The following is a 24,541-nucleotide window of genomic DNA, read 5'->3' as shown; positions in this document are numbered from 1 at the left end:
CGTATCGGCCAAAAAAGACCAACGCGTGGGCAGGGGGCGATGCATCAGGTAAACTGCCGCATCTTTTATACCTATAACGATTCGCCTGATGCCCACGACGTTTCATGAGATTCCCCGCAAGCGCCCGACCACGCCCCTGCTCGACCGCGCGAACACGCCGGACGGCCTGCGCCGGTTAGGCGAAGCCGAGCTGGAAACCCTGGCCGATGAGTTGCGCCTGGAATTGCTCTACACGGTCGGCCAGACCGGTGGGCATTTCGGTGCCGGCCTGGGCGTGATCGAGCTGACCATCGCGCTGCATTACGTTTTCGACACCCCGGACGACCGTCTGCTGTGGGACGTCGGGCATCAGGCGTATCCGCACAAGATCCTCACCGGTCGCCGCGAGCGCATGGCCAGCCTGCGTCAGAAGGACGGCATTGCCGCGTTCCCGCGCCGCTCCGAGAGCGAGTACGACACCTTCGGCGTCGGCCACTCCAGCACCTCGATCAGCGCTGCGCTGGGCATGGCCATTGCCGCCCGTCTGCAGGACAGCGACCGCAAGGCTATCGCCGTGATCGGCGACGGCGCGCTGACCGCCGGCATGGCTTTCGAGGCGCTCAACCATGCGCCGGAAGTCAACGCCAACATGCTGGTGATCCTCAACGACAACGACATGTCGATCTCGCGCAACGTCGGCGGGTTGTCGAATTATCTGGCGAAGATCCTGTCCAGCCGCACCTACGCGAGCATGCGCGAGGGCAGCAAGAAAGTCCTTTCGCGCCTGCCCGGTGCGTGGGAAATCGCCCGTCGCACCGAAGAATATGCCAAGGGCATGCTGGTCCCTGGCACCCTGTTCGAAGAGCTGGGCTGGAATTACATCGGCCCGATCGACGGCCACGATCTGCCGACCCTGATCGCCACGCTGCGCAACATGCGCGATCTCAAAGGCCCGCAGTTCCTGCACATCGTCACCAAGAAAGGCAAAGGCTTCGCCCCGGCGGAAGTCGACCCGATCGGTTACCACGCCATCACCAAACTCGAACCTCTGGACGCTCCCGCCGCTGCGCCGAAAGCCGTCAGCGGGCCGAAGTATTCGGCGGTGTTTGGCGAGTGGCTGTGTGACATGGCGGCGGCTGACGCTCGTCTGGTCGGAATTACCCCGGCGATGAAGGAAGGCTCGGATCTGGTGGCGTTCAGCGAGCGCTTCCCCGAGCGTTATTTCGACGTGGCGATTGCCGAGCAGCACGCGGTCACGTTCGCCGCCGGCATGGCCTGCGAAGGTGCGAAACCGGTGGTGGCGATCTATTCGACGTTCCTGCAACGCGGCTACGACCAGTTGGTACACGACGTCGCCGTGCAGAACCTCGACGTGCTGTTCGCCATCGACCGTGCCGGCCTGGTCGGCGAAGACGGCCCGACCCACGCTGGCAGCTACGACCTGTCGTACCTGCGGTGCATCCCGGGCATGGTCATCATGACCCCGAGCGATGAAAACGAATTGCGCAAGATGCTCACCACCGGCCACCTCTACAACGGCCCGGCGGCAGTGCGTTACCCGCGTGGCAGCGGGCCGAACGCAGTCATCGAAAAAGATCTCGAAGCGATCGAAATCGGCAAGGGCATTGTCCGTCGCCAGGGCAGCAAGGTCGCCATGCTGGTGTTCGGCGTGCAACTGAGCGAAGCCTTGAAAGTCGCCGAGAAGCTCGACGCCACCGTGGTCGACATGCGTTTCGTCAAACCGCTGGATGAAGCGCTGGTGCGCGAGATCGCCGGCAACCACGAGTTGCTGGTGACTATCGAAGAGAACGCAATCATGGGCGGCGCCGGTGGCGCGGTCAGCGAGTTTCTCGCCCGCGAAAACATCCTCAAGTCGATGCTGCATCTGGGCTTGCCGGACATTTACGTCGAGCATGCGAAACCGGCACAGATGCTTGCCGAGTGCGGGCTGGATGAGGCCGGGATCGAAGCGTCGATTCGCCAGCGCCTGGCATTGCTCGCCCAATAAACGCAATACCCTTGTGGGAGCGAGCCTGCTCGCGAAAGCGGACTGTCAGTCAAAGACGAACTGACTGATACACCGCCTTCGCGAGCAGGCTCGCTCCCACATTTGATTTGTGTACACCTGAAACTCCCGTTGGACTGTCCATGAACCTCTCGCGCCTCGCCCTGCCCTTCCTCCTGCTGCCAACCGCCAGCGCCCTTGCCGATACATTCGAACGCGATCAGGCGCTGAAGCTGCCGGACACGCTGATCAGCGCCAATCGTCAGGTCGAAGCGCGCAACGACAGCAGCGCCGCCAACACCGTGTTCACCCGCGAAGACATCGATCGCCTGCAACCAAGCGACGTGCCCGATCTGCTGCGGCGCGTGCCCGGCGTGCAAGTGGCGCAGACCGGCGGGCGCGGCAGTCTGCCGGGGATCTACATTCGCGGCACGCAATCGGCGCAGAGCCTGGTGCTGGTCGATGGCCAGCGCATCGGTAACTCGACTTCCGGCGACAGCAACCTGCAACATCTGAACATCGAGCAGATCGAGCGCGTCGAAGTGCTGCGCGGTTCACGCTCGGTGATTTACGGCAGCGACGCGATTGGCGGGGTGATCCAGATCTTCACCCGGCGCGGCACCGAGCAAGGCTTGCAGCCACGCCTGCATCTGGGCTTTGGCAGTCAGCAGACATGGGAACGCAGCCTCGGCTTGTCCGGCGGCGACGAGAAAACCCGCTTCAACCTCGGCGCCAGCCTCGACGAAACGGCCGGAATCGACCGTACCCACGAGTCGTATCCAAGCGACAGCGACCATGACGCCTACCGCAACAAATCCCTGAGCCTGAGCCTCAGCCACGCGCTGACCGATGACGTCGAAGTCGGCGCCAATCTGCTGGATAACCGTGGCAGGAGCGAATTCGACAACCCGTTCGGCCGCTTCGACATGGACACTTTCGAGTCGGTGCAACAGCAGCCATACAGTGATTTCAATGTCAGCAGCATCAGCAGTTATGTCGATGCGCGGGTCAACGAAACCTGGAAAACCCGCATTGAATTCGGCCACAGCGAAAACCGCGAAAAGACCTTCGACAAGCTCAGCGACGAGCGCACGGTGTTCAACACTTATCGCGACTCGGTGAACTGGCAGAACGACCTGACGCTGGACGCTCGCAACAGCCTGATTCTGGGCGGCGACTGGTACGAAGACCGGGTCAACAGCAGCACTGCGTTTGACGAGGACAGCCGCTGGAATCGCGCAGCGTTCATCCAGCATCGCTATCAGGCCGACAGCTTCTCCACCGAGATCGGCCTGCGCCACGACGACAACCAGCAGTTCGGCAGCCAGAACACCTGGAGCGGCACCTTCACCCTGCCGCTGAACCCGGACAACGACGTGCTGCTGAGCTACAGCGAAGGTTTCCGCGCGCCGACCTTCAACGACCTGTACTACCCGGATTTCAGCAATCCCGACCTGAAACCGGAAACTTCGAAAAGCTACGAACTGCAATGGCGCAGCCAGTTGAGCGACAGCGCGCGGCTGGAAGCCTCGATTTACCGTACCGACCTGGAAGACGCGATCATCTTCGGCAGCAACTCACGCCCACAGAACGTTGCGTCAGCGCGGATCAATGGCTTTGAAGCGGCACTGAAGCACGAGCTGTTTGGCTGGCAGAGCAATCTTGGCGTAGCGATCATTGATCCACGTGATCGCGATACCGGGCATACGCTGGCGCGACGGGCGCGGCGCACGGCCAGTTGGGATGTGGATCGGCAGTTTGATCGCTTGGGACTCGGCGCCAGTTGGCAATTGGTCAGCGGCAGTTACGACGACTTGAACAACACCCAGTCGCTGGGTGGCTACGGCACGCTCGGGCTGCGCAGCAGTTGGGCGCTGAACCGTGAGATCAAGCTGGATCTGAAGGTGGATAACTTGCTGGACAAGGGCTACAGCCGGGCGAATTACAGCTATGACGGCGCGCAGTATGGCTATCGCGAGGAAGGTCGGGCGTGGATGTTCGGGGTGACGTGGACCCCTGAACTCTGAGCTGAGATTTGTATTGGCTGGCTGACCTCTTCGCGAGCAGGCTCGCTCCCACAGTAGACTGAGTGCGGCCACACAGTTTGTTTTCAGCGAAAATCCAGTGTGGGAGCGAGCCTGCTCGCGAATACAGGCGATGCGGTCTACCGATCCGGCGCGATCAATTGGCATAGTTTGGCGGTGGCGCTGATCATCTGCCCGCTCGGTCGCTCAAGGCCTTTGTCAGTGACCAATATCAGTCTCCCCTGCCTGACCGCCGCCACCTGCGGCCAGGTCTTCCACGCCCCTAGCTGCGCCTGATCACCGGCGACAATCACTTCCGGATCACGCTGCAACACCGCCTCGATACTCACCTGCGGCGCCGGCAGATTCAGCTCGGCAAACACATTGCGCGCACCGCACACTTCAAGCGCATCGCTGATGATCTGCCCGCCACCGACGGTGTATAGCGGTTTGTCCCAGACTTGATAGAAAACCCGCAGCGGTTCGTCACGGCTATAACGCTGACGAAGGTCATCCAGTTGTTTGCGCAATTCGGCCGCCCGTTTCGCCCCGCGTTCAGGACGCCCGAGCTGTTTGGCAATGGCTTCGATCTGCGCCGCGAGTTGCGCCAACGTGTGCGGTTCGGCGACGAAGGTCGGAATGTTCAGGTGCTTGAGCTGATCACGCTGCCCCGCGCCAACACTGCCGGGCCAGAGCAGCAGCAAATCCGGTTTCAGGCTGAGCAAGCGCTCCATGTCGAGCTGGCCGTAGCGGCCCACTGATGGAACATCCGCTATCGCCGCCGGCCGCTCGCCCGCATCCAGTACGCCGACCAGCAGGTCAGCGGAATCCAGTTCAACGACGATTTCAGACAGTGAGGGGGCGAGGCTGACCACACGCAGTGCGGCCAGCGCCGGGCTGCTCAGGGCGAGCAGCAGAACCGCCAGCCACAGGCGATGCATCAGCCGAGTTGACGCGGAATATGATAGAGGTAGAACAGCACGGCGGTGGACAGCGCCAGCAACATCAACGGCACGGCTTCGAGGCCGACGAATACCGCCAGTGCGCCAATCCAGGCCGGCAAGGACGCTACCAGCAACGCCGTACGCCGACGCGCCGCAAGGGCAATCCAGGCGGCGGGTTCTTCGGCGGTATCGAGGGCTTTTTGCGTGGCGATCAGGGCGTGTTTGTAGCGGGCGAAATACTTCAGGCTGACAAACATCGAGGCGACGCCGGCGATGAACAAAGGCATTGCCAGCACTGGCAGCAGGCCCTGGCCTTCACCGAACAGCGCGTTGAGCACGAACAGCGGCAACAGCGCCAGCGCCAGGTATTGCCACAAGGCCACCGCCAACCGCCGCCGCACCTGGCCACGGGTCACGCGCGGTCGACCTCGCCCTGATGTTCGTTGCCCATCATGTGGTCGAGCTTGCTGGCCTTGGTCGCCAGATAGAGTTTGTTGTGCGGATTGTGCCCGGTGTGCAGCGGCACGCGCTCGGCGACGACGATGCCCATATCGGTCAGCGCTTTGACCTTGCGCGGGTTGTTGGTCATCAGGCGCAGGGATTTCACGCCCAGATGCTCAAGCATCGGCAGGCACATGGCGTAGTCGCGCTGATCGGCGGCAAAGCCCAGACGCTCGTTGGCTTCCACGGTATCGGCGCCGCCGTCCTGCAACTCGTAAGCGCGGATCTTGTTCAGCAGACCGATGCCGCGCCCTTCCTGACGCAGATACAGCAGCACGCCGCGGCCTTCGCGCGCAATCGCCTGCAAAGCTGCCTCTAATTGCGAGCCGCAGTCGCAACGCTGGCTGAACAAGGCATCGCCGGTCAGGCATTCGGAATGCAGGCGACCGAGTACCGGGGCGCCATCGGCAATTTCACCGAGGCTCAGCACGACGTGCTCACGCCCGGTGCTCTCATCGAGAAAGCCGTGCATGGTGAATTGCGCAAAAGGCGTTGGCAGCTTGGAAGCGGCGACGAAGACGACAGGCACCGATGTGCTCCTGATCTAGAAGACTGAAAATTCGCAGGCGGGCATTGTAACAGCAGGTTCCTGTGGACGCTTAGGCTGAATTATCGGGCATAACTATCAAAAAGTTTGATGACAGCTGCCATACGCTCCCACAGGACATTGTGATCATTTTGGATCAAACGGATACGGCTGCTGCCACTTCTCGAAGACCGGCTTCAACTCTCCGCTCTTGACCAGCTCCGCCATGCGCCGGTCATACAGCGCCATCAACGCGCGAGCCTGTGGGGTATCGGCGAAACCGAGAAACAGCGGCAACTCAGCCAGATGCGAATAGCGATACTGCGCTGGATCCGCGGCATCGCGCACGACCGCTTCAATCTCGGTCAGCGCATCGATGTAGTAATCCGCCCGGCCCTGCTTGAGCATCAGCAGAATGCCGGTACGTCGTTCGATCTGGTTGAAGCGCTGGATGTTCGGCAAGTAGTTTTCGTAGCGGTAGCCGCGCACCCAGGCCAACCGATATTTGCCCAAGGTCGCCTGGGTCGGCGGCGGGCTGCTCGCCAGGCCCAGCGCGTAGATGTGATCAGAATCGAACTTCGATTGCGGGTACAGCACGTGCTCGGCTTCGTCGCGGTAGGAGCCGACCAGCGCGTCGACTTCCTTCAACTGCACCAGCCCGATCGAACGGGTGTACGGCACCGTGCGGATGTCCAGCTTGACCCCGGCCGGCTCGAACACTTTGCGCAACACGTCCCAGGCCAGACCGTGACCATCGGCGGCGGTGTAATCCTCCCAGTCTTCGCTGGCCAGATGGATCACCCCAGGCACAGGCGCGGCGGCCTGCGCGTGGGCGAACGTGCCCAGCAGAGCCAGAAGCAGCAGCGCCAACCCGCGTCGCAGCATTGCGTGGTTCCTCACGTGAGTCGAATCAGGCGAATGCCCATACCAGCCCTTGCATCGCCAGCCAGGCGAACACACCGGCCAGCACGTCGTCGAGCATGATGCCGACGCCGCCATGCACGTGCTTGTCGATCCAGCGGATCGGCCACGGCTTGAGGATATCGAAGAAGCGGAACACCAGAAAACCCGCGAGCAACCAGTACCAGCCTTCCGGCACCAGCCACAGGGTGATCCACATGCCGACCATTTCGTCCCAGACAATGCCTTCGTGGTCGTGCACGCGCAAATCGTCAGCGACTTTGCCGCACAGCCAGAAGCCGAACAGCATGGTGATGCCGAGCATCAGCCAGTAGCCCCAGTCGGGCAGCATCTGCCACAGCGGAATGAACGGCAGCGCCACCAGCGAGCCCCACGTGCCCGGCGCTTTTGGCAAGGTCCCGGAGCCGAAGCCGAACGCGAGGAAATGCCACGGATTGCGCCAGACCGAAGGAGGCACGAATTCGGCAGGGACCTGTTTCGGGTGATCTGTCACGGTGTCTCCTGAAAATGTTGGTAGCCGCGAATCTGCGGAGTGATGTCGCGCCCGTCGCGGTCCAGCAGCAGCACGCCCTGGCCCGGCAGCACACGGCCGATCACATGAATCGGCCAGCCGTCGGCCAGCAGTGCCGGCAACTCGGCGGACGGCAAGGTGAAGGCCAGTACGTAATCATCACCACCGCTCAATGCCGCGCGCTCGGCACCGCGCTGGCCGAGAAACGCGACTAAAGCATCCGACAACGGTACACGCTCGCGTTCAATCTCAAGTCGCACCTTCGACGCCAGCGCGATATGTCCGCAATCGGCGAGCAGGCCGTCAGAGATATCCAGTGCCGCCGTGGCCTTGCCGCGCAGGGCCTGACCGAGCGCCAGTTGCGGTTGTGGCGACCAGTAATGCTCGAGCAGCGGCTGGGCGATATGCGCTTCGGCATCACGTTGAGCCAAAACCAGCGGCAAGGCGCCGGCTGCATTGCCCAGTTCGCCGCCGACGCAGAGCAGATCACCGGCCTGCGCACCGCTGCGGGTCAAGGCCTGGCCAGCGGGTACGCGGCCGAACACGGTGACCGTCAGGCTCAACGGTCCGCGCGTGGTATCGCCGCCGACCAGCGCGACGCCGCAGCTTTGCGCCATGCGGTTCAAACCCCGGGCATAGGCTTGCAGCCAATCGGCAGTCACCGTCGGCAAGGTCAGGGCAAGGGTAAAGGCAACGGGCGCGGCGCCCATGGCGGCCAGGTCACTGACCGCGACGGCCAGCGAGCGCTGACCGAGCAGAAACGGATCGCAGGGGTCGGCGAAATGCACACCGGCCACCAGCGTATCGGTAGAAACCGCCAGCTGTTCCCCAGTGGGAACCGCCAGCAAGGCGCAGTCGTCGCCGATCCCCAGAGCAACGCCTTCGCCGCCCTGCGCACAAGGCGCGGCGGCGAAGAAATTGCGGATCAGCTCAAACTCGCCCATGGCCGAGATAAAGTATTCAAGCGCCGATCAGCGCTTGAACGCCTTCACTTCAGCTTCACGCAGGCGCGGGGCCAGCTTGTCGAGCACGCCGTTGACGAACTTGTGGCCGTCGGTCGAACCGAACACTTTGGCCAGTTCGATACCTTCGTTGATCACAACGCGGTAAGGCACGTCGACGCGCTTGAGCAGTTCCCAGGTCGACAGGCGCAGAACCGCCAGTTCAACCGGGTCGAGCTCTTCGATCGCCAGATCCAGGCAAGGCGTCAGGGCAGTGTCGATTTCGGTCTTGAACTGCGGAACCCCGTGAAGGATTTCACGGAAGTAGGCACCGTCGACATCGGTGAAATCGTTATCAACGCGAAACTGCGCTTCGATCTCGTTCAGCGATTGCCGGGCCATGTGCCACTGGTACAGCGCTTGAGTCGCGAGCTGACGGGCTTCGCGACGCTTGGCGCTCTTCGACGGCTTGCCGGCATCCGCAGGTTTCGGATCGCGCGGGTTGAAACGATCGCTTTCGTCGCTAATCACTTGGCCTCCAACTGCGCCAGCAGGCTGACCATTTCCAGAGCGGACAGGGCAGCTTCGGCACCTTTGTTACCGGCCTTGGTGCCGGAACGTTCGATGGCTTGCTCGATGGAGTCGACGGTCAGCACGCCGAACGCGACCGGTACGCCGAATTCCATGGAGACCTGGGCCAGGCCTTTGGTGCACTCGCCAGCCACGTATTCGAAGTGCGGAGTACCGCCACGAATGACCGCGCCAAGGGCGATGATCGCTGCGAACTCGCCTTTCTGGGCGACTTTCTGCGCAACCAGCGGGATTTCGAAGGCGCCCGGTGCGCGGATGATGGTGATGTCGCTTTCGCTCACGCCGTGGCGAACCAGGGCATCAACGGCACCGCTGACCAGGCTTTCAACCACGAAGCTGTTGAAGCGGCCTACTACCAGAGCGTAGCGGCCTTTGGGGGCGATGAAGGTACCTTCGATGGTCTTCAGGGTCATTCGTCAGTTCTCTTAAAGAGCCGGGACGCGTCTGCTACGCGCCCCTCAGTGATTATTTGCCGCGAATCGGAGTCCGGAAACAGCCGGTCATTATTCGGAGGGCACGTATTCTACAACTTCCAGATCGAAACCGGATATCGCATTGAACTTCATTGGTGCCGACATCAAGCGCATTTTGCGCACGCCGAGGTCACGCAGGATCTGCGAACCGGCACCGACAATGCTGTAAGTGGTCGGTTTTTTCGGCGCTGCCTGCTCACCGGTTTCACGGATATGCGCCAGCAGCACGTCGCCATCGAGCGGGTGACCGAGCAGCAGCACTACACCGCTGCCGGCCTCGGCGACCGCAGCCATGGCGGCGCGCAGGCTCCAGCGGCCCGGTTGCTTGACCATCAGCAGATCGCGCAGCGGGTCCATGTTGTGCACGCGAACCAGCGTCGGCTCCTCAGCGCAGACAGTGCCCAGCGTCAGAGCCATGTGCACGTCGCCTTCCACCGAATCACGATAGGTCACCAGGTTGAATTGGCCCAGTTCGCTGTCCAGCGGCTGCTCGGCAATCCGCTGAACGGTACGTTCGTGGATCATCCGGTAGTGAATCAGGTCGGCGATGGTGCCGATCTTGATGTTGTGTTCAGCGGCGAAAGCTTCGAGTTCAGCGCGACGGGACATGGTGCCGTCGTCGTTCATCACTTCGCAGATCACCCCGCTCGGCTCGAAACCGGCCATGCGCGCCAGGTCGCAAGCGGCTTCGGTGTGGCCGGCGCGAGCGAGAGTGCCGCCGGCCTGGGCCATCAGCGGGAAGATGTGGCCCGGGCTGACGATGTCTTCAGCCTTGGCGTCCTTGGCCGCAGCGGCCTGCACGGTGCGCGCGCGATCGGCGGCGGAGATGCCGGTGGTCACGCCTTCGGCGGCTTCGATCGAGACGGTGAACTTGGTGCCGAAACCGGAACCGTTGCGTGGCGCCATCAGCGGCAGCTTCAACAGTTCGCAGCGCTCGCGGCTCATCGGCATGCAGATCAGGCCACGGGCGTGCTTGGCCATGAAGTTGATGTGTTCGGCCTGGCAGCATTCGGCGGCCATGATCAGGTCGCCTTCGTTCTCGCGGTCTTCGTCATCCATGAGGATAACCATCTTGCCTTGGCGGATGTCTTCAACCAGTTCTTCGATGCTATTGAGCGCCACAAGGCACCCCCTTCTTTTGAATTATTTGAGGTAGCCGTTTTGGGCCAGAAAGCTTTCGGTGATGGTGCTGCCGGCGGTCTTCTCGGCGGCCTTGTCGCCCAGCAGCAGACGCTCCAGATAACGCGCCAGCAGGTCGACTTCCAGATTCACCCGGCGGCCCGGCTTGTATGAAGCCATGATGGTTTCGCTGAGGGTGTGCGGAATGATCGTCAGCATGAATTCGGCGCCATCGACTTCGTTCACTGTAAGGCTGGTGCCGTCGACGGTGATCGAGCCTTTGTGGGCGATGTACTTGGCCAGCTCTTTCGGCGCGCGGATGCGAAATTCCACGGCGCGGGCATTGTCGCTGCGCGATACCACTTCGCCAACACCATCGACATGACCGCTGACCAGATGTCCGCCGAGGCGAGTGGTCGGGGTCAGGGCTTTTTCCAGATTGACCGGGCTGCCGCTTTTCAGGTCATTCATGGCGGTGCAATCGAGGGTTTCGCGGCTGACGTCGGCGGCAAAGCCGTCGCCCGGCAACTCGACGGCGGTCAGGCAAACGCCGTTGACCGCGATGCTGTCGCCGAGTTTGACGTCGCTCAGATCGAGCTTGCCGGTTGCGACGTGCACCCGTACATCACCGCCCTTTGGGGTCAGTGCGCGGATACTGCCGATGGATTCGATGATGCCGGTGAACATGGGGTTCTCCTTGAGAACGAGGCCAGCGCTAACGCAATGGCCGGGAATTATACGCGGGCCGAAGGGACAGGGATCGCAGTGACTCGCCAGTCATCGCCCACCGCGCGGATTTCAGTGATTTTCAGTTCCGGCGCATCTTTCATCTGCGCCAGCGGCCAGTCGAGCAGCGGACGCGCCGTGGAGCCGAGGAATTTGCCGGCAATGAAGATCACGAATTCGTCGACCAGCCCCAGTTGCGCAAAGGCGCCGGCCAGACGCGGCCCGGCCTCGACCAGCACCTCATTGGTGCCACGACTGGCCAGTTCGATGAGCAATTGATGCAGATCGACCTGGCCGTCATCACCCGGCACGATCAGGCATTCCGGGCCATTGGCATATTGCTCCTCGACCGCGACACAGGTGGCGACCAGCGCCGGCCCGGCCTTGAAGAACGGCGCATCCAGCGGCACCCGCAGGCGGCCATCGATCAACACGCGCAATGGCGGGCGACTCACGGCCAGCGCGGTTTGCTCGCTGTCGAGACCGAGTTCGTCCGCGCGCACGGTCAACCGCGCGCCGTCGGCCAGCACCGTATCGGCGCCGGTCAGCACCACCGCCGCCTCAGCGCGCAAACGCTGTACCGCTGAACGCGCCGCCGGGCCGGTGATCCACTGGCTCTCGCCGCTTTCCATCGCCGTGCGCCCGTCGAGGCTCATGGCCAACTTGACCCGCACAAACGGCAAGCCGTGTTCCATGCGTTTCAGAAAACCTTGATTGAGCTTGCGTGCTTCTGCTTCCAGCACCCCGCTTTCAGTGGCGATACCGGCATCAGCCAAGCGCTGCAAACCGCGCCCGGCGACCTGCGGATTGGGATCACGCATCGCCGCCACGACCCGGGCAACGCCAGCGGTCACCAAGGCATCGGCACACGGCGGCGTGCGCCCGTGGTGGCTGCAAGGTTCGAGGGTCACATAAGCCGTCGCGCCCCGGGCCTGCTCGCCAGCGGCGCGCAGGGCGTGGACTTCAGCATGGGGTTCGCCGGCGCGCTCATGCCAGCCTTCGCCGACAATCTGGCCGTCACGCACCACCACGCAACCGACTCGCGGATTGGGATGGGTGGTGTAGTGGCCCTTGCGCGCCAGTTCCAGTGCGCGGGCCATGAAATGGGCGTCGAGGATCGCCTGCTCGGCGGCGGTGGTCATTCTTTCACCGGTTCGCGGGCGAGGCGGTCGATCTCTTCGCGGAATTCATTGAGGTCCTGGAAGCGCTTGTACACCGAGGCAAAACGGATATAGGCGACTTCATCAAGCTTTTGCAGCTCGGCCATCACCAGCTCGCCGACCACGAGGGATTTGACCTCGCGTTCGCCGGTGGCGCGCAGCTTGTGCTTGATATGGACCAGAGAGGATTCGAGGCGCTCGACGCTGACCGGACGTTTCTCCAGCGCGCGTTGTATGCCGGCGCGGAGTTTTTCTTCGTCGAACGGTTGGCGGCTGCCGTCGGTTTTGATCAGGCGCGGCAACACCAGTTCGGCCGTCTCGAACGTCGTGAAACGTTCGCCGCAGGCCAGGCATTCACGCCGACGGCGCACCTGTTCGCCCTCGGCGACCAGACGCGAGTCGATGACCTTGGTGTCGTTGGCACCGCAGAAGGGACAGTGCATGGTGGCTGGCAACAAAAAATGGGAGGGCCATGGTAGCGCATCCCCGTGGCAAGACAAGCCATAGGCTTTGCGGTATACAGAACGGCATGATCGTCTGATCCATGGAATTCATTCTGCCGGAGCCTCCAATGCCGTTACGTCCGCTCGTTCTGCTCAGTCTTTTCAGCCTGCTGGTGGCCTGTGGCAGCGACGCACCCAAGCCGCAACCGCCGACGCCGGGCCCCGCGCCGCAACAGGCGCAGAAAAAAGCCAAAGAGGCCGCCGAACTCGGCCCGCTGCCAGCGCATCAGCGCGAATTGAGCGGCACCCTGCAAGGCGTGCCAACCGGCGCCGAAGTCGAGTTGGCGCTGCTGGTGATTGATGAAAAGGATCGCCCGCAACAATTGCTCGCCAGTTCCAGCCTGATCGGCAACAACCAGATCCTGCCGTTTCATCTGCGCTTCAACCCCGAGGCATTTCCGGCCGGCGCACGGGTTGAGCTGCGCGGTCGCGCCAGCCAGTCCGGACAACTGATTCTGCACCTGCCGTCGCAGACCATCACTCAACCGACCACTCAGGCTTTGGGCCAGCTGCAATTCGTCAAAGCGCCATGACAGCACCGCTCGACCTGCGACAGGCCTTGGGGGAATTGCTCGGCGACGCCAGACTGAAAGCCTGTGCGTTGCCGGGCACTGATTTGCAGCTGTGGTTGATCGACGGCGACAACATGGCCCGCGAATTCAGCCAGGAAGAAACCCAGCGGATCCTGCATGAACCGCCGTATTGGAGTTTTTGCTGGGCCAGCGGCTTGGCCGTGGCGCGTTATCTGGCACAGTTTCCAGAGTGGGTGCGCGGCAAGCGCGTGCTGGATTTCGGCGCCGGTTCCGGGATCGCCGGCATCGCGGCGGTGAAGGCCGGGGCGCTGGAAGTGGTGGCCTGCGATCTCGATCCGTTGGCGATCGCCGCGTGCAAGGCGAACGCCGAGCTCAACGATGTGCAGATGAGTTATTCGACGGATTTCTTTGCCGAGGCCGATCGCTTCGATCTGATTCTGGTGGCGGACGTGTTGTATGACCGGGCCAACCTGCCGCTGCTCGACGCGTTTCTCACTCGCGGACGCGAAGCGCTGGTGGCGGATTCACGGGTGCGGGATTTTCGTCATCCGTTGTATGAGCGAATCGAAGTGCTCGAGGCGATGACCTTGCCGGATCTGGCCGAGCCGGAAGAGTTTCGGCATGTGAGCCTTTACCACGCCACCCGCGCATGATCGTTCCCACGCTCTGCGTGGGAATGCAGCCCGGGACGCTCCGCGTCCCTTCGTACGGCGTAACGCAGAGCGTCACCGGAGGCATTCCCACGCGGAGCATGGGAACGATCAGTGTTACAGCTTTCAGCAGCCCCTCGCGAAGCTTTATAGTGAGCCCATCCACGCTTTGACGAGATCCCCCATGAGTCAGCAAACGCCGTACATCTTCGACGCCACGACTGCCGATTTCGACCAGTCGGTGATCGAAGCCTCCTTCAACAAACCGGTGCTGGTGGATTTCTGGGCCGAATGGTGTGCGCCGTGCAAGGCGTTGATGCCGATGTTGCAAGGCATTGCCGAGAGCTATCAGGGCGAGCTGCTGCTGGCCAAGGTCAACTGCGACATCGAGCAGGACATCGTTGCCCGCTTCGGCATCCGCAGCCTGCCGACCGTGGTGCTGTTCAAGGACGGTCAGCCGGTCGATGGCTTTGCCGGGGCACAACCGGAATCCGCCGTGCGCGCCCTGCTCGAACCGCATGTGCAGATGCCGCCACCGGCTGCTGCCGACCCGTTCGAACAGGCCCAAGCGATGTTCGACGAAGGTCACTTCGCCGAGGCGGAAGCGGTGCTGGTGACCCTGCTCAATGAAGACAATACCAACGCCAGGGCGCTGATCCTCTACGCACGCTGCCTGACCGAGCGCGGTGAGCTGGGCGAAGCGCAAACTGTGCTCGACGCGGTCAAGAGCGATGAGCACAAAGCCGCACTCGCCGGGGCCAAGGCGCAGATCCAGTTCCTCGGCCTCGCCCGCGACCTGCCGGACGCCGCCGACCTGAAAAGCCGCCTGGCGCAAAATCCGCAGGATGATGAAGCGGTGTACCAACTGGCGATCCAGCAACTGGCGCGCCAGCAATACGAAGCGGCACTGGACGCCCTGCTGAAGCTATTCATCCGCAACCGCAGCTACGGCGAAGGCTTGCCGCACAAGACCTTGCTGCAGGTGTTCGAGCTGCTGGGCAATGATCATCCGTTGGTGACGGCTTACCGTCGCAAAGTGTTTGCGGCGCTGTATTAAGGCCTCACCCGATCCAGCTATAGAGCGGCGTATCCCCGCCGCTCGCCACTTTCACATCGGCACTGTGGCGCAAACGCACGAGCAAACGCTTGCCCGCTGCCGCACTGCCGGTGAGCGCCTCCAACTGATCGAGCAGATCCGGCCCGCTAAGTTGCCCGGCGTTGCGCAACACGTCTTTGGCCACCTGCCACAGCGCATCATCCTGATTCACGGGCTTTGCCGCCGGGGCGGACGCAACCGCCTCAGACTGCGCAATCGGCGCCTGCCCGCTTAGCGCGGAACCCAGCCTCGCCCAATCGCTGTCATCCAGCTCCACCGTCAAATCCACCGGCACCTCGCCGACCGTTCCGCGTATCCGCAACATCGAGTTCGCTCCTGCATTTTTCTGACCTGCATGCTCCCACGGGACTTGTGCAACGCCAAGTAAAGGGCGCCAAACACATCTGGTAATTCCCGGTTAATCGGCTAAATTAATCTCTTTTTTGCGGGAAGGATTCCCAATGTCTTCAGGACGAAAACTGGCCTCTAAAGGAGGCCCGACCTCTACAGGTGGCGTGATACTTGAAGGAAATGAGAACCTCAATATCGAAGGAAGAATAATCGCTTCCATTGGACAACTCGCCAGTTGTCCGGTCTGTGGGCCTGGCAAAGGCCCCATCGTAGCAGTGGGTGAAAGAACGCTGATTTTACCTGCCGGACCAGCTGCGCTAGAGGGTGACTACGTCGCCTGCGGTTGTCCGCCCATGATCAATAAGCTGCTCACTCAGCAACACAGTGGTTTTGCAGGAATTGGCCGGCCCGCTCCAATTGACATGGGGCCACCGATTGCTGCCCTGACCTCTTATCGCTACTTGCAGGTCATCATCGAACGCCTCGATGACACGGAAAAGCCAGGTTTGGCTTACAAACTCAAGGACAAAGCGAAGGTTGCCGTTTTACAAGACAGCACTTGCAACCTCACAGGCGAAGGCTGCGAACACCCGGTAAAAAACGCTTCGGATTACGACACCCTGTTGGTAGGGGAAGATTCCGAATGGACTTTCTATGCCTATGAAGAGCCCCTGACACAGGATTTGTCATGAAATCGGAAATCAAACTCATCTTTAAAGACTTTCTGATGCAGCCACCGCCAGGCGTAAAATTTCAGCTGCTTATCGACGGTCAGGTCGTAGATGACAACATCGTTCAAAACGATGACAGGCCTCGCATTTATTCATTGATGTCCAAAAACGGCCAGATCGCTATAACGCTCGCGGGCAAGGAACTACCGTCGATCAAAACCCGAGACACCCACGAAGTGACAGTTCAGATTGTGGGGAACTCCGGTACAAAAAAAGGTATGCACACTGCTACGTTGAATCCAGGGAAGTCTCTTTCGATCATAGCGATATCACCGTGGGTAAAAGTCCCGCTAACGACCAGCGGCGCTGTCTCGAACGACGCGTTCTACGAAGTCGAATATGGTGTGAAACGTACAAATGAAACCCGAACGGTGAAAGTCGTCATTCAGGACATGCCGCGCAGGATACTGATGGAGGCGCTGTCACACCGGGGATCAACACAGTGGGCAGGGAATAAAAGCAAAAAGTCGCTGCCACACCCTACTCTCAGGCAGAGCGTGGAATTTCCACCAAACACAAATAAATGCAATCTGTTCGTCTACGACGTGCTGACCGCAATTGGGGTCAACGTGGCGTTGATTGAACATGGCAAATCGAAATACCTGCCATATTTCTCCAAGGTTAGTCCTCCGCTTGCGGGTGAATGGGCGAATGGACAACGATTGCTCAATAGCTGGAAAGTCGAGCGCACGCCGTTGCCCGGGGACGTCGGCGCTTACGCAATGAATTATTCCGACGCCAGCGGCCATGTCGGCTTCGTTCTAACGAAGGGCGTATGCATTTCTGCAGGGTGGGAAAAAGTTGAAGTTAACGACGCAGGTTTTCGCCATGCGACCGGTAATGCAAATCCCAGCGACCATGACTTCACTATTTTCCGACGCTATAAACACAGCACGCCACAATGAAACGCCCTTATTCGCTCCTCCTCATAATTCCGTTTTTGCTCATCGTGGCATGGCGCATCTGGTTGCCTGCCGATCTTTCGGCTTGTCCCGCTGACGGGGAAACTGCAGGTCCACTGACCCTTGTTATTCGTGATTACTTTGAGCGCAATAACCGGACCGACTGGCGAGACATGGATGATCGTTTCGACATACTTTCAACCCCCGAAGGCCAGAGCATAGCGAGTCAACCGAATTCACACACTTGCGAAGCATTGCGGGTACTGCAGAGTCCGGCGTTCAGTCAGAGTGAAAAAATCTTCACCATGGCACTTATGTTCAGACTGCCAATCGACCAGTACATGGCCCTGATGGATCGCAGTCATCAACTCTACACGCAGGGCAAAATGGATAAGGAGGTGCTGACTCTGGTGGTATTTCCGCGCGGAACAGCCATCAACTACTGGTGGCTTCCGGCTTGGCGACAGCGTTTCAGTCGCGATGCCCCGAATGTGCTCGACGCAAATCTGATCAACGATGTTCTTTCGGGACACTATTGGTTCGACTATCCCGGCGCAGGCTTCTGATTCTGCAAGCATGACATCCAATCCCAGCACCGCCCGCGAACTCATCCCGGGCGGTGCTTAGCCATGTCTTGCGCAATCTCAAGCGCACGGGCACACTCTGCGGACTTTCGTTATAAGATTACATAACAAACTTTTCATTTTTCTCGGAGTCCGTCATGCGTCGTCTGTTGCTCGCTTTGCCGTTTGCCCTGTTGCCGCTGGCCGCTGCCCATGCGGTTGATGAGCACGATCACGATCATGAGCACGGCAGCCTCGGCGCTCACGAACATGGCGTGGGTCGGCTGAACGCCGCGCTCGACGGTCAGACCCTGGAGCTGGAGTTGGAAAGCCCGGCGATGAATCTGGTCGGTTTTGAACACGCCGCCACGTCCGATGCCGACAAGGCCAAAGTCGCTGCCGCTCGTGCGCAGTTGGAAAAACCATTGGCCCTGTTCAGCCTGCCCGCTGCGGCCGGTTGCAAGGTGGTCAGCCAGGAACTGGAAAGCCCGCTGTTCGGCGACAAGCCGGACGCCGATGATCACGACGAAGATGAAGCGGACAAGGACGGTCACGAGCATCACCACGACCACAGCGAAATCCATGCACATTACCAATTCAGCTGCGCCACACCGGGCGCGCTGAGCACGCTGAACCTGACGAACATCTTCAAGACCTTCCCGGCGACGCAGAAGATTCAGGTACAACTGATCAGCGCGACCGGCCAGCAAGGTACCGAAGTGACGGCCAAGTCGGCTGCGCTGAAATTCTAGGATCCACCGAAATCCCCTGTGGGAGCGAGCCTGCTCGCGAAGGCGGCGTGTCAGCTGACATGTGGGTGTCTGACCCAGCGCTTTCGCGAGCAGGCTCGCTCCCACAGGGTTATGTGTTCACTTCATGAAAATCGGTGCCATGACCCAAGCACTCATCGAACTTTCCGACCTTGGCTTCAACTGGCCCGGTCACCCGCCGCTGCTGGACATCCCGGCGTTTCGTCTGGAAGCCGGCGAAACCCTGTTTCTCAAAGGCCCCAGCGGCAGCGGCAAGACCACCCTGCTCGGCCTGCTCGGCGGAGTGCAGAAGCCCGGTCGCGGCAGCATTCGCCTGCTCGGCCAGGAGCTGACCGAACTGTCTGCCGGCAAGCGCGATACGTTTCGTGTCGATCACACCGGCTACATTTTCCAGCAATTCAATCTGCTGCCGTTTCTCTCGGTGCGCGAGAACGTTGAGCTGCCGTGTCACTTCTCGAAACTGCGTGCGCAACGGGCGAAACAGCGCCACGGCAGCGTCGATCAGGCCGCCGCCACCCTGCTCGCGCACTTGGGTCTGAAGGATGAAAGCCTGCTCAGTCGCCGCGCCGATTCCTTGTCCATCGGCCAGCAACAACGGGTCGCCGCCGCCCGTGCGTTGATCGGCCAACCGGAACTGGTGATCGCCGACGAACCGACCTCGGCACTGGATTACGACGCCCGCGAGAACTTCATTCGCCTGCTGTTTGCCGAGTGCCGCGAGGCCGGATCGAGTCTGTTGTTCGTCAGCCACGACCAGAGCCTGGCGCCGCTGTTCGACCGTCATCTGTCCCTGGCCGAACTCAATCGCGCCGCCACGTCCGCCGAGGTCTGAGATGTATCTGTTTCGTCTGGCCATGGCCAGCTTGGCCAACCGCCGCTTCACCGCACTGCTCACCGCTTTCGCCATTGCCCTGTCGGTGTGCCTGCTGCTCGCCGTCGAGCGCGTGCGCACCGAAGCCAAGGCCAGTTTCGCCAGCACCATCAGCGGCACTGACCTGATCGTCGGTGCTCGTTCGGGGTCGGTAAACCTGCTGCTGTATTCGGTGTTCCGCATCGGCAACGCTACCAACAACATCCGTTGGGACAGCTTTGAACACTTCGCCAACAACCCGAAAGTGAAGTGGGCAATCCCCATGTCCCTCGGCGATTCCCATCGCGGCTATCGCGTGATGGGCACCACCGAAGCCTACTTCGAGCACTACCAGTACGGGCGCCAGCAACACCTGGCGCTGGCCGACGGTCGCGCGTTTGCCACCGATCCTTTCGAAGTGGTGCTCGGTGCCGAAGTCGCCGAAGCGCTGCACTACAAGCTCGGCGACAAACTGGTACTGGCCCACGGCGTGGCGGCGATCAGCCTGGTCAAGCACGACGACAAACCCTTCACCGTAGTCGGCATCCTCCAGCGTACCGGCACCCCGGTGGACCGCACGCTGCACATCAGCCTCGGCGGCATGGAGGCGATTCACATCGACTGGCACAACGGTGTGCCGGCGCGCGGCAACGGGCGGATCAGCGCTGATCAGGCGCGCAACATGGACCTGACCCCGCAAGCGATCACCGCGTTCATGCTCGGCCTCAACAGCAAGATTTCCACCTTCGCCTTGCAGCGCGAGATCAACGAGTACCGTGGCGAACCGATGCTGGCGATCCTGCCGGGCGTGGCCTTGCAGGAATTGTGGAGCCTGATGAGTACGGCCGAGAAAGCCTTGTTCGTCGTCTCGCTGTTCGTTGTGCTGACGGGGCTGATCGGCATGCTCACGGCGATTCTCACCAGCCTCAACGAACGTCGCCGCGAGATGGCGATTCTGCGTTCAGTGGGGGCGCGGCCGTGGCACATCGCAAGCCTGCTGGTGCTGGAAGCCTTTGCGTTAGCGCTGACCGGAGTCATCGCGGGACTGGCATTGCTGTACATCGGCATCGCCGCTGCGCAAGGTTACGTGCAGGCCAATTACGGTTTGTACCTGCCGCTGGCATGGCCGAGCGAGTATGAATGGACGCTGCTCGGTGGCATTCTGGCGGCCGCGCTGCTGATGGGCAGCGTGCCGGCCTGGCGCGCGTATCGCCAATCCCTGGCCGATGGCCTGTCGATCCGTTTATGAGGATGTTCACCATGCCCCGCGCCCTGCTTGCGCTGCTGATGCTGGTCGCCCTGCCCGTGTGGGCGGCGGCGCCGAAAGACCTGACATGGTCGGAAATGATCCCGCCGGACGCCGCGCCGGAAGTACCCAACATGACCCCGCTGCACGACCTGTCGAAGATGGGCGACGCACTTTCCGCCGAGTCCGCACCAGCGGCCAAGCAGGACATGCCGAATGCGCCGGTCGTGAAGAGCCTCGACGGACAGAACATTCGCCTGCCCGGTTACATCGTGCCGCTGGAAGTCAGCGAAGAGGGGCGCACCACCGACTTTTTGCTGGTGCCGTATTTCGGCGCCTGCATCCACGTACCGCCACCGCCGTCGAACCAGATCGTCCATGTGAAAAGCGAACTGGGCGTGAAGCTCGATGAGCTGTATCAGCCGTATTGGGTTGAAGGACCGTTGCAGGTGAAAGCCTCGAGCAGTGAGCTGGCCGATGCCGGGTATCAGATGGAGGCGGAGAAGATTTATGCGTATGAACTGCCGGAGTAATTCCCGGTAGTTTTGTATTGGCTGGTCTATCGTCTTCGCGAGCAGGCTCGCTCCCACAGGTGATCACATTCCAAGGTGGGAGCGAGCCTGCTCGCGAATAGGCCCTCAAAGGTTCCACAAAACCCCGCCCCTTCTGTTTCATTGAGCTGAGTCAAAACACCGTATCAGACGGCTTCGTACCCTAGGACATCGAATTTTTACGTCCTTTCGGAGCCCCCATGAACAAGTCCTTGCTCAGCGCCCCGCTGTTTGCCCTCGCGCTCGCAGCCCCGCTCGCCCACGCCCACGAAGCCGGTGACATTCTCGTGCGCGCTGGCGCGATCACCGTCAACCCGAAGGCCGACAGTTCCAGCGTCAAAGTCGATCAGGGTCCGCTGAGCGGCACCAATCTGGGCGGCAAGGCGACCATGAGCAGCGACACCCAACTGGGTCTGAACTTCGCCTACATGCTCACCAACAACATCGGTATCGAACTGCTGGCAGCCACGCCGTTCGAGCATGACGTCAAGCTCAAGGGCACCGCCCTGCCCGCCGCCAACGGCAAGCTCGGCACCCTGAAACACCTGCCGCCGACCCTCAGCGTGGTCTACTACCCGCTGGATTCGAAATCGGCCTTCCAGCCGTATGTGGGTGGTGGCATCAACTACACCTGGATCTACGACGAACACGTCGGCAGCGAAGCCAGCGCCAACGGCTTCAGCAACTTCAAGGCGAAAAACTCCTGGGGCCTGGCCTGGCAGGTCGGCGCCGACTACATGATCACCGACAACATCATGCTCAACGCCCAGGTGCGCTACATCGATATCGACACCCGCGCGACCGTCGAGAACAACGCCGTCGCCCCCGGCACCCGTGCACGGGTGAATGTGGATGTCGATCCGTTCATCTACATGGTCGGTCTGGGCTATAAGTTCTAAGTCGATTTTTTTTGAACGTTCACGTGGTGGTGAATGAGGCTTGGTGGCGGGCAGGCACAGACCTGACGAAGACCGTACGCAGTCGATCGGGGGATAACATTCCCTCGCCACAGGGATAGCAATATTCCGGCCGTGAAAAAGGCGCCTGTTGAAAAAGGCGCCTTTTTCATTTGGTGCTGAGTCATGTGGGGCGTTGGAGGCCCGGGCCCCTCACCCCAGCCCTCTCCCGGGGGAGAGGGAGCCGATTTGTGTGTTGTTCAAAACCTGAGTTCGACTGGGTATCGCAAGTCGGCGTACTTCTTACAAACACCTCAGTCAGTTCCCTCTCCCCTGGGAGAGGGCTAGGGTGAGGGGCTTCTCAGGAGCGCCCCAGCAAGCGCGCCAAGCCCACACTCATCGGCGTCTGCGGCGGCATTTCGAAGCGCTGCTGCAAACGCCGGTTATCGGCTCGCGAATGGCGGATATCACCCGAACGCGCCGGCCCGTAACTCACGGGCGGCAACTCACCGATTACCGATTTCAACGCTTCGAGCATCTGCTTCAGGCTCATCGCCTGATTCCAGCCAACATTGACCGCGCCTTCCTGTACATCAGGCTTTTCCAGCGCCTGCACCAGCAAATCGACCAGATCACCGACATAGAGGAAATCGCGAGTCTGCTCGCCATCGCCAAACACGGTGATCGGCAAACCCTTCGAGGCGCGCTCGCTGAAAATGCTGATCACCCCGGAATACGGCGAGGACGGATCCTGGCGTGGGCCGAAGATGTTGAAGAAGCGAAAAATTGCCGGTTCCAGGCCATGCTGGCGACGGTAGAAATCGAAGTACTGCTCACCGGCCAGTTTGTCCGAGGCATAGGGTGTCAGCGGCGCTTTTGGCGTGTCTTCATCAATCGACTCGCCCTCGCCATTGTTGCCGTACACCGCCGCGCTGGAGGCGTACACCACACGTTTGACCCCGGCCAGGCGCATGGCTTCGCAGACATTCAGGGTGCCAATGAAATTGCTCTGGTGGGTTTTCACCGGATCGTCCACCGAGGCCTGCACCGAAGCCACGGCCGCCAGATGCGCGACAGCGTTGCAACCTTGCATGGCGCGGGCGACCAAAGCGGCATCGGCGACATCGCCGACCACCAGTTCGACCTTGGGATTGTCCAGCGGCAGGTTGCTGCGCTTGCCGGTCGACAAATCGTCGAGCACGCGTACCGCATAGCCCTTGGCGAGCAAGGCGTCGGTCAGGTGCGAGCCGATGAATCCTGCTCCGCCGGTGATTAGAACCGTTGCTTCAGCCATGTCGGTAAAACCTGTCCAGTAGACCCGGGAGCGCGGCACGCCAGGCGCGCGGCTTGATCCCGAAAGTGTGGAGAATTTTCTTGCAGGCCAGCACCGCGTGTTGCGGTTCTTCGGCGGCGTCCGGGCGCGCGGCGTGGGCCTGCGCGGTCGGTGCTTCGATCGCCAGCGGATGCAGGCTGCGTGCTTCGGTGAGAATCGCCTGGCCCAGCGCCAGCGGTGTGGTCGCTTCGTGGCCGGCGTAATGGTAAGTGCCCCACAGCGGCGCGGCGCAGTCGAGTTGCTTGAGCACGGAGATGATCACTCGCGCGGCGTCATCGACCGGAGTCGGATTGCCGCGCCGATCATCGGCCAGCAGCAACTCTTCGGGTTGTTCCGCACGGGCGAGGAAGCGCCCGAGGGTGCCGTCCGGGCTGTCGTCGAGCAGCCAGCCGAAACGCAGCAGTACATGTTGCGGGCAGGTCGCGCGCACGCTTTGCTCGATGCGCCACAAGGCCTGACCGCGCAGGCCCAGCGGCACCGGTTCGTCTTTCTCGCTGTAGGCCGTGGCCCGCGAGCCGTCGAACACGCGATAGCTAGACGGCTGCACGAGGACAATGTTGTGGTGCTGGCACAGTTCGGCCAGACGCTCGATGGCGCGTTCCTGGCCGGTCATGCGGCTTTCGCTGACGCTCTCGGCCTGGAACCAGTCGAAATAGTAGGCGAGGTTGATCAACGCATCGGGACGGGTGTCGTCGAGCAGTTGGGTGAGGCTCGCGGCATCCCAGCCGTTTTCGGGCGGGCGGGGGGCGAGGAAACCGATGTCTTCTTCCGCACCGAGGCGAATCAGCGCCTGCCCAAGGGCATTTCCGCCGCCCAGTAACATAAGGCGCATTCGCATAGAGTCAGCAGGCCCAGTCTGATTGGAACGATGGCTTTAGCGACGGTTCTCGTGGAACCGTCGTCGATAATTGCCGGAATCGTTGCATTTTGCGGGTTTAGTGCGCAACCGTCATCCGTAAAGTGTAGATGCGGGGATTTGTATTGAGGCAACCGGCCTCATCGCTGGCAAGCCAGCTCCCACAGTTTTGTGCCAGGCATGAATCCTGTGGGAGTTGGCTTGCCGACGATAAGGGCCTGACTGTCTCTGAGATCCCCAGCGGTACTTGCATCTTCCCGCCCGCGCCCGCATAACTTCAGTCATGAAT

Annotated in this window: 28 protein-coding genes; 13 read left to right on the top strand and 15 right to left on the bottom strand. The window is 61.3% G+C overall.

The window, feature by feature from the left end; genetic code table 11:
• Positions 1 to 88: 88 nt before the first annotated feature.
• Together dxs and D8U82_RS17305 are read left to right on the top strand one after the other, a co-directional pair.
• A complete protein-coding gene (dxs, locus tag D8U82_RS17310; protein WP_073475710.1) occupies positions 89 to 1,987 on the top strand; it encodes a 1-deoxy-D-xylulose-5-phosphate synthase in 1,899 nt (632 codons plus the stop codon).
• Between the two features lie 140 nt (positions 1,988 to 2,127).
• Complete coding sequence (locus D8U82_RS17305) at positions 2,128 to 4,011, top strand: TonB-dependent receptor (RefSeq protein WP_125925918.1); 1,884 nt, start codon at positions 2,128 to 2,130, stop codon at positions 4,009 to 4,011.
• A 137-nt stretch (positions 4,012 to 4,148) separates the two neighbouring features.
• On the opposite strand, the gene D8U82_RS17300 is transcribed toward D8U82_RS17305, so the two are convergent.
• The 12 genes from D8U82_RS17300 to nrdR all read right to left on the bottom strand — a co-directional run bounded on the left by D8U82_RS17300 (position 4,149) and on the right by nrdR (position 12,864).
• Complete coding sequence (locus D8U82_RS17300; protein WP_130902606.1) at positions 4,149 to 4,949, bottom strand: cobalamin-binding protein; 801 nt, start codon at positions 4,947 to 4,949, stop codon at positions 4,149 to 4,151.
• Positions 4,949 to 5,368 carry an MFS transporter gene (locus tag D8U82_RS17295; RefSeq protein ID WP_130902605.1) on the bottom strand — a complete coding sequence of 140 codons (420 nt, stop codon included), beginning with the start codon at positions 5,366 to 5,368 and terminating at the stop codon, positions 4,949 to 4,951. Before D8U82_RS17295 ends, D8U82_RS17300 begins: the two co-directional genes overlap by 1 nt.
• Positions 5,365 to 5,982, bottom strand: a complete 618-nt coding sequence (gene ribA / locus D8U82_RS17290; RefSeq protein ID WP_024014485.1) for a GTP cyclohydrolase II — start codon at positions 5,980 to 5,982, stop codon at positions 5,365 to 5,367. The genes D8U82_RS17295 and ribA overlap by 4 nt, the downstream gene beginning before the upstream one ends.
• A gap of 144 nt (positions 5,983 to 6,126) precedes the next feature.
• A complete protein-coding gene (locus D8U82_RS17285; protein WP_024014486.1) occupies positions 6,127 to 6,864 on the bottom strand; it encodes a transporter substrate-binding domain-containing protein in 738 nt (245 codons plus the stop codon).
• A 25-nt stretch (positions 6,865 to 6,889) separates the two neighbouring features.
• Positions 6,890 to 7,393, bottom strand: a complete 504-nt coding sequence (locus D8U82_RS17280) for a phosphatidylglycerophosphatase A (RefSeq protein WP_130888587.1) — start codon at positions 7,391 to 7,393, stop codon at positions 6,890 to 6,892.
• On the bottom strand, positions 7,390 to 8,355 hold the full coding sequence (thiL, locus tag D8U82_RS17275) for a thiamine-phosphate kinase (RefSeq protein WP_130902604.1): 966 nt from the start codon (positions 8,353 to 8,355) through the stop codon (positions 7,390 to 7,392). Before thiL ends, D8U82_RS17280 begins: the two co-directional genes overlap by 4 nt.
• Positions 8,356 to 8,382: 27 nt before the next feature.
• Positions 8,383 to 8,883 (bottom strand): transcription antitermination factor NusB, encoded by a 501-nt coding sequence (gene nusB / locus D8U82_RS17270; protein WP_024014489.1) that lies wholly within the window; start codon positions 8,881 to 8,883, stop codon positions 8,383 to 8,385.
• Positions 8,880 to 9,356: a 6,7-dimethyl-8-ribityllumazine synthase gene (gene ribE, locus D8U82_RS17265; protein WP_003228649.1), complete on the bottom strand. Its 477-nt coding sequence runs from the start codon at positions 9,354 to 9,356 to the stop codon at positions 8,880 to 8,882. The genes nusB and ribE overlap by 4 nt, the downstream gene beginning before the upstream one ends.
• 90 nt (positions 9,357 to 9,446) lie before the next feature.
• Complete coding sequence (gene ribBA / locus D8U82_RS17260; protein ID WP_039761895.1) at positions 9,447 to 10,538, bottom strand: bifunctional 3,4-dihydroxy-2-butanone-4-phosphate synthase/GTP cyclohydrolase II; 1,092 nt, start codon at positions 10,536 to 10,538, stop codon at positions 9,447 to 9,449.
• A 21-nt stretch (positions 10,539 to 10,559) separates the two neighbouring features.
• Complete coding sequence (locus D8U82_RS17255) at positions 10,560 to 11,222, bottom strand: riboflavin synthase (protein WP_016772981.1); 663 nt, start codon at positions 11,220 to 11,222, stop codon at positions 10,560 to 10,562.
• Between the two features lie 47 nt (positions 11,223 to 11,269).
• The gene (ribD, locus tag D8U82_RS17250) at positions 11,270 to 12,403 is read right to left on the bottom strand and encodes a bifunctional diaminohydroxyphosphoribosylaminopyrimidine deaminase/5-amino-6-(5-phosphoribosylamino)uracil reductase RibD (RefSeq protein ID WP_130902603.1); all 1,134 of its coding nucleotides are present in this window, start codon (positions 12,401 to 12,403) and stop codon (positions 11,270 to 11,272) included.
• On the bottom strand, positions 12,400 to 12,864 hold the full coding sequence (gene nrdR, locus D8U82_RS17245) for a transcriptional regulator NrdR (protein WP_177434144.1): 465 nt from the start codon (positions 12,862 to 12,864) through the stop codon (positions 12,400 to 12,402). Before nrdR ends, ribD begins: the two co-directional genes overlap by 4 nt.
• A 128-nt stretch (positions 12,865 to 12,992) precedes the next feature.
• Between nrdR and D8U82_RS17240 the strand changes: the two genes are divergently transcribed.
• From D8U82_RS17240 to trxA, 3 genes are all read left to right on the top strand, one after another.
• Positions 12,993 to 13,457 carry a YbaY family lipoprotein gene (locus D8U82_RS17240; RefSeq protein WP_071173724.1) on the top strand — a complete coding sequence of 155 codons (465 nt, stop codon included), beginning with the start codon at positions 12,993 to 12,995 and terminating at the stop codon, positions 13,455 to 13,457.
• Complete coding sequence (locus D8U82_RS17235) at positions 13,454 to 14,110, top strand: 50S ribosomal protein L11 methyltransferase (RefSeq protein ID WP_130902602.1); 657 nt, start codon at positions 13,454 to 13,456, stop codon at positions 14,108 to 14,110. Before D8U82_RS17240 ends, D8U82_RS17235 begins: the two co-directional genes overlap by 4 nt.
• A 181-nt stretch (positions 14,111 to 14,291) precedes the next feature.
• Positions 14,292 to 15,164 carry a thioredoxin gene (gene trxA / locus D8U82_RS17225; protein ID WP_130902601.1) on the top strand — a complete coding sequence of 291 codons (873 nt, stop codon included), beginning with the start codon at positions 14,292 to 14,294 and terminating at the stop codon, positions 15,162 to 15,164.
• Between the two features lie 4 nt (positions 15,165 to 15,168).
• Here trxA and D8U82_RS17220 read toward each other — a convergent pair whose 3' ends face one another.
• On the bottom strand, positions 15,169 to 15,528 hold the full coding sequence (locus D8U82_RS17220; RefSeq protein WP_130902600.1) for a hypothetical protein: 360 nt from the start codon (positions 15,526 to 15,528) through the stop codon (positions 15,169 to 15,171).
• 136 nt (positions 15,529 to 15,664) lie between these two features.
• Between D8U82_RS17220 and D8U82_RS28510 the strand changes: the two genes are divergently transcribed.
• The 8 genes from D8U82_RS28510 to D8U82_RS17175 all read left to right on the top strand — a co-directional run bounded on the left by D8U82_RS28510 (position 15,665) and on the right by D8U82_RS17175 (position 22,066).
• A complete protein-coding gene (locus D8U82_RS28510; RefSeq protein WP_223631308.1) occupies positions 15,665 to 16,246 on the top strand; it encodes a PAAR domain-containing protein in 582 nt (193 codons plus the stop codon).
• The gene (locus tag D8U82_RS17205; protein ID WP_016772974.1) at positions 16,243 to 17,190 is read left to right on the top strand and encodes a CHAP domain-containing protein; all 948 of its coding nucleotides are present in this window, start codon (positions 16,243 to 16,245) and stop codon (positions 17,188 to 17,190) included. The genes D8U82_RS28510 and D8U82_RS17205 overlap by 4 nt, the downstream gene beginning before the upstream one ends.
• Positions 17,187 to 17,753 (top strand): hypothetical protein, encoded by a 567-nt coding sequence (locus tag D8U82_RS17200; protein WP_123443245.1) that lies wholly within the window; start codon positions 17,187 to 17,189, stop codon positions 17,751 to 17,753. The genes D8U82_RS17205 and D8U82_RS17200 overlap by 4 nt, the downstream gene beginning before the upstream one ends.
• A 155-nt stretch (positions 17,754 to 17,908) precedes the next feature.
• Positions 17,909 to 18,502 (top strand): DUF2796 domain-containing protein, encoded by a 594-nt coding sequence (locus tag D8U82_RS17195; protein ID WP_056790744.1) that lies wholly within the window; start codon positions 17,909 to 17,911, stop codon positions 18,500 to 18,502.
• Positions 18,503 to 18,641: 139 nt separating this feature from the next.
• Entirely contained in the window at positions 18,642 to 19,352 is a 711-nt protein-coding gene (locus D8U82_RS17190; RefSeq protein ID WP_038861205.1) for an ABC transporter ATP-binding protein, read from the top strand.
• A 1-nt stretch (position 19,353) separates the two neighbouring features.
• A complete protein-coding gene (locus D8U82_RS17185; RefSeq protein ID WP_071173729.1) occupies positions 19,354 to 20,619 on the top strand; it encodes an ABC transporter permease in 1,266 nt (421 codons plus the stop codon).
• Positions 20,620 to 20,630: 11 nt separating this feature from the next.
• Complete coding sequence (locus tag D8U82_RS17180; protein WP_024014502.1) at positions 20,631 to 21,149, top strand: DUF3299 domain-containing protein; 519 nt, start codon at positions 20,631 to 20,633, stop codon at positions 21,147 to 21,149.
• A gap of 218 nt (positions 21,150 to 21,367) precedes the next feature.
• The gene (locus D8U82_RS17175; RefSeq protein ID WP_024014503.1) at positions 21,368 to 22,066 is read left to right on the top strand and encodes an OmpW family outer membrane protein; all 699 of its coding nucleotides are present in this window, start codon (positions 21,368 to 21,370) and stop codon (positions 22,064 to 22,066) included.
• 358 nt (positions 22,067 to 22,424) lie between these two features.
• Here the strand turns inward: D8U82_RS17175 and D8U82_RS17170 are convergent, their stop codons facing one another.
• Positions 22,425 to 23,357 (bottom strand): NAD-dependent epimerase/dehydratase family protein, encoded by a 933-nt coding sequence (locus tag D8U82_RS17170; protein WP_130902599.1) that lies wholly within the window; start codon positions 23,355 to 23,357, stop codon positions 22,425 to 22,427.
• Positions 23,350 to 24,234 (bottom strand): sugar nucleotide-binding protein, encoded by an 885-nt coding sequence (locus D8U82_RS17165; protein WP_130902598.1) that lies wholly within the window; start codon positions 24,232 to 24,234, stop codon positions 23,350 to 23,352. Before D8U82_RS17165 ends, D8U82_RS17170 begins: the two co-directional genes overlap by 8 nt.
• Positions 24,235 to 24,541: the final 307 nt, after the last annotated feature.

The sequence above is a fragment of the Pseudomonas sp. Sample_23 genome (assembly GCF_004307595.1).
Taxonomy (GTDB): domain Bacteria; phylum Pseudomonadota; class Gammaproteobacteria; order Pseudomonadales; family Pseudomonadaceae; genus Aquipseudomonas; species Aquipseudomonas atacamensis.
The sequence above is the reverse complement of the archived record's forward strand: the minus strand, read 5'-3'. Positions and strand labels throughout refer to the sequence as shown.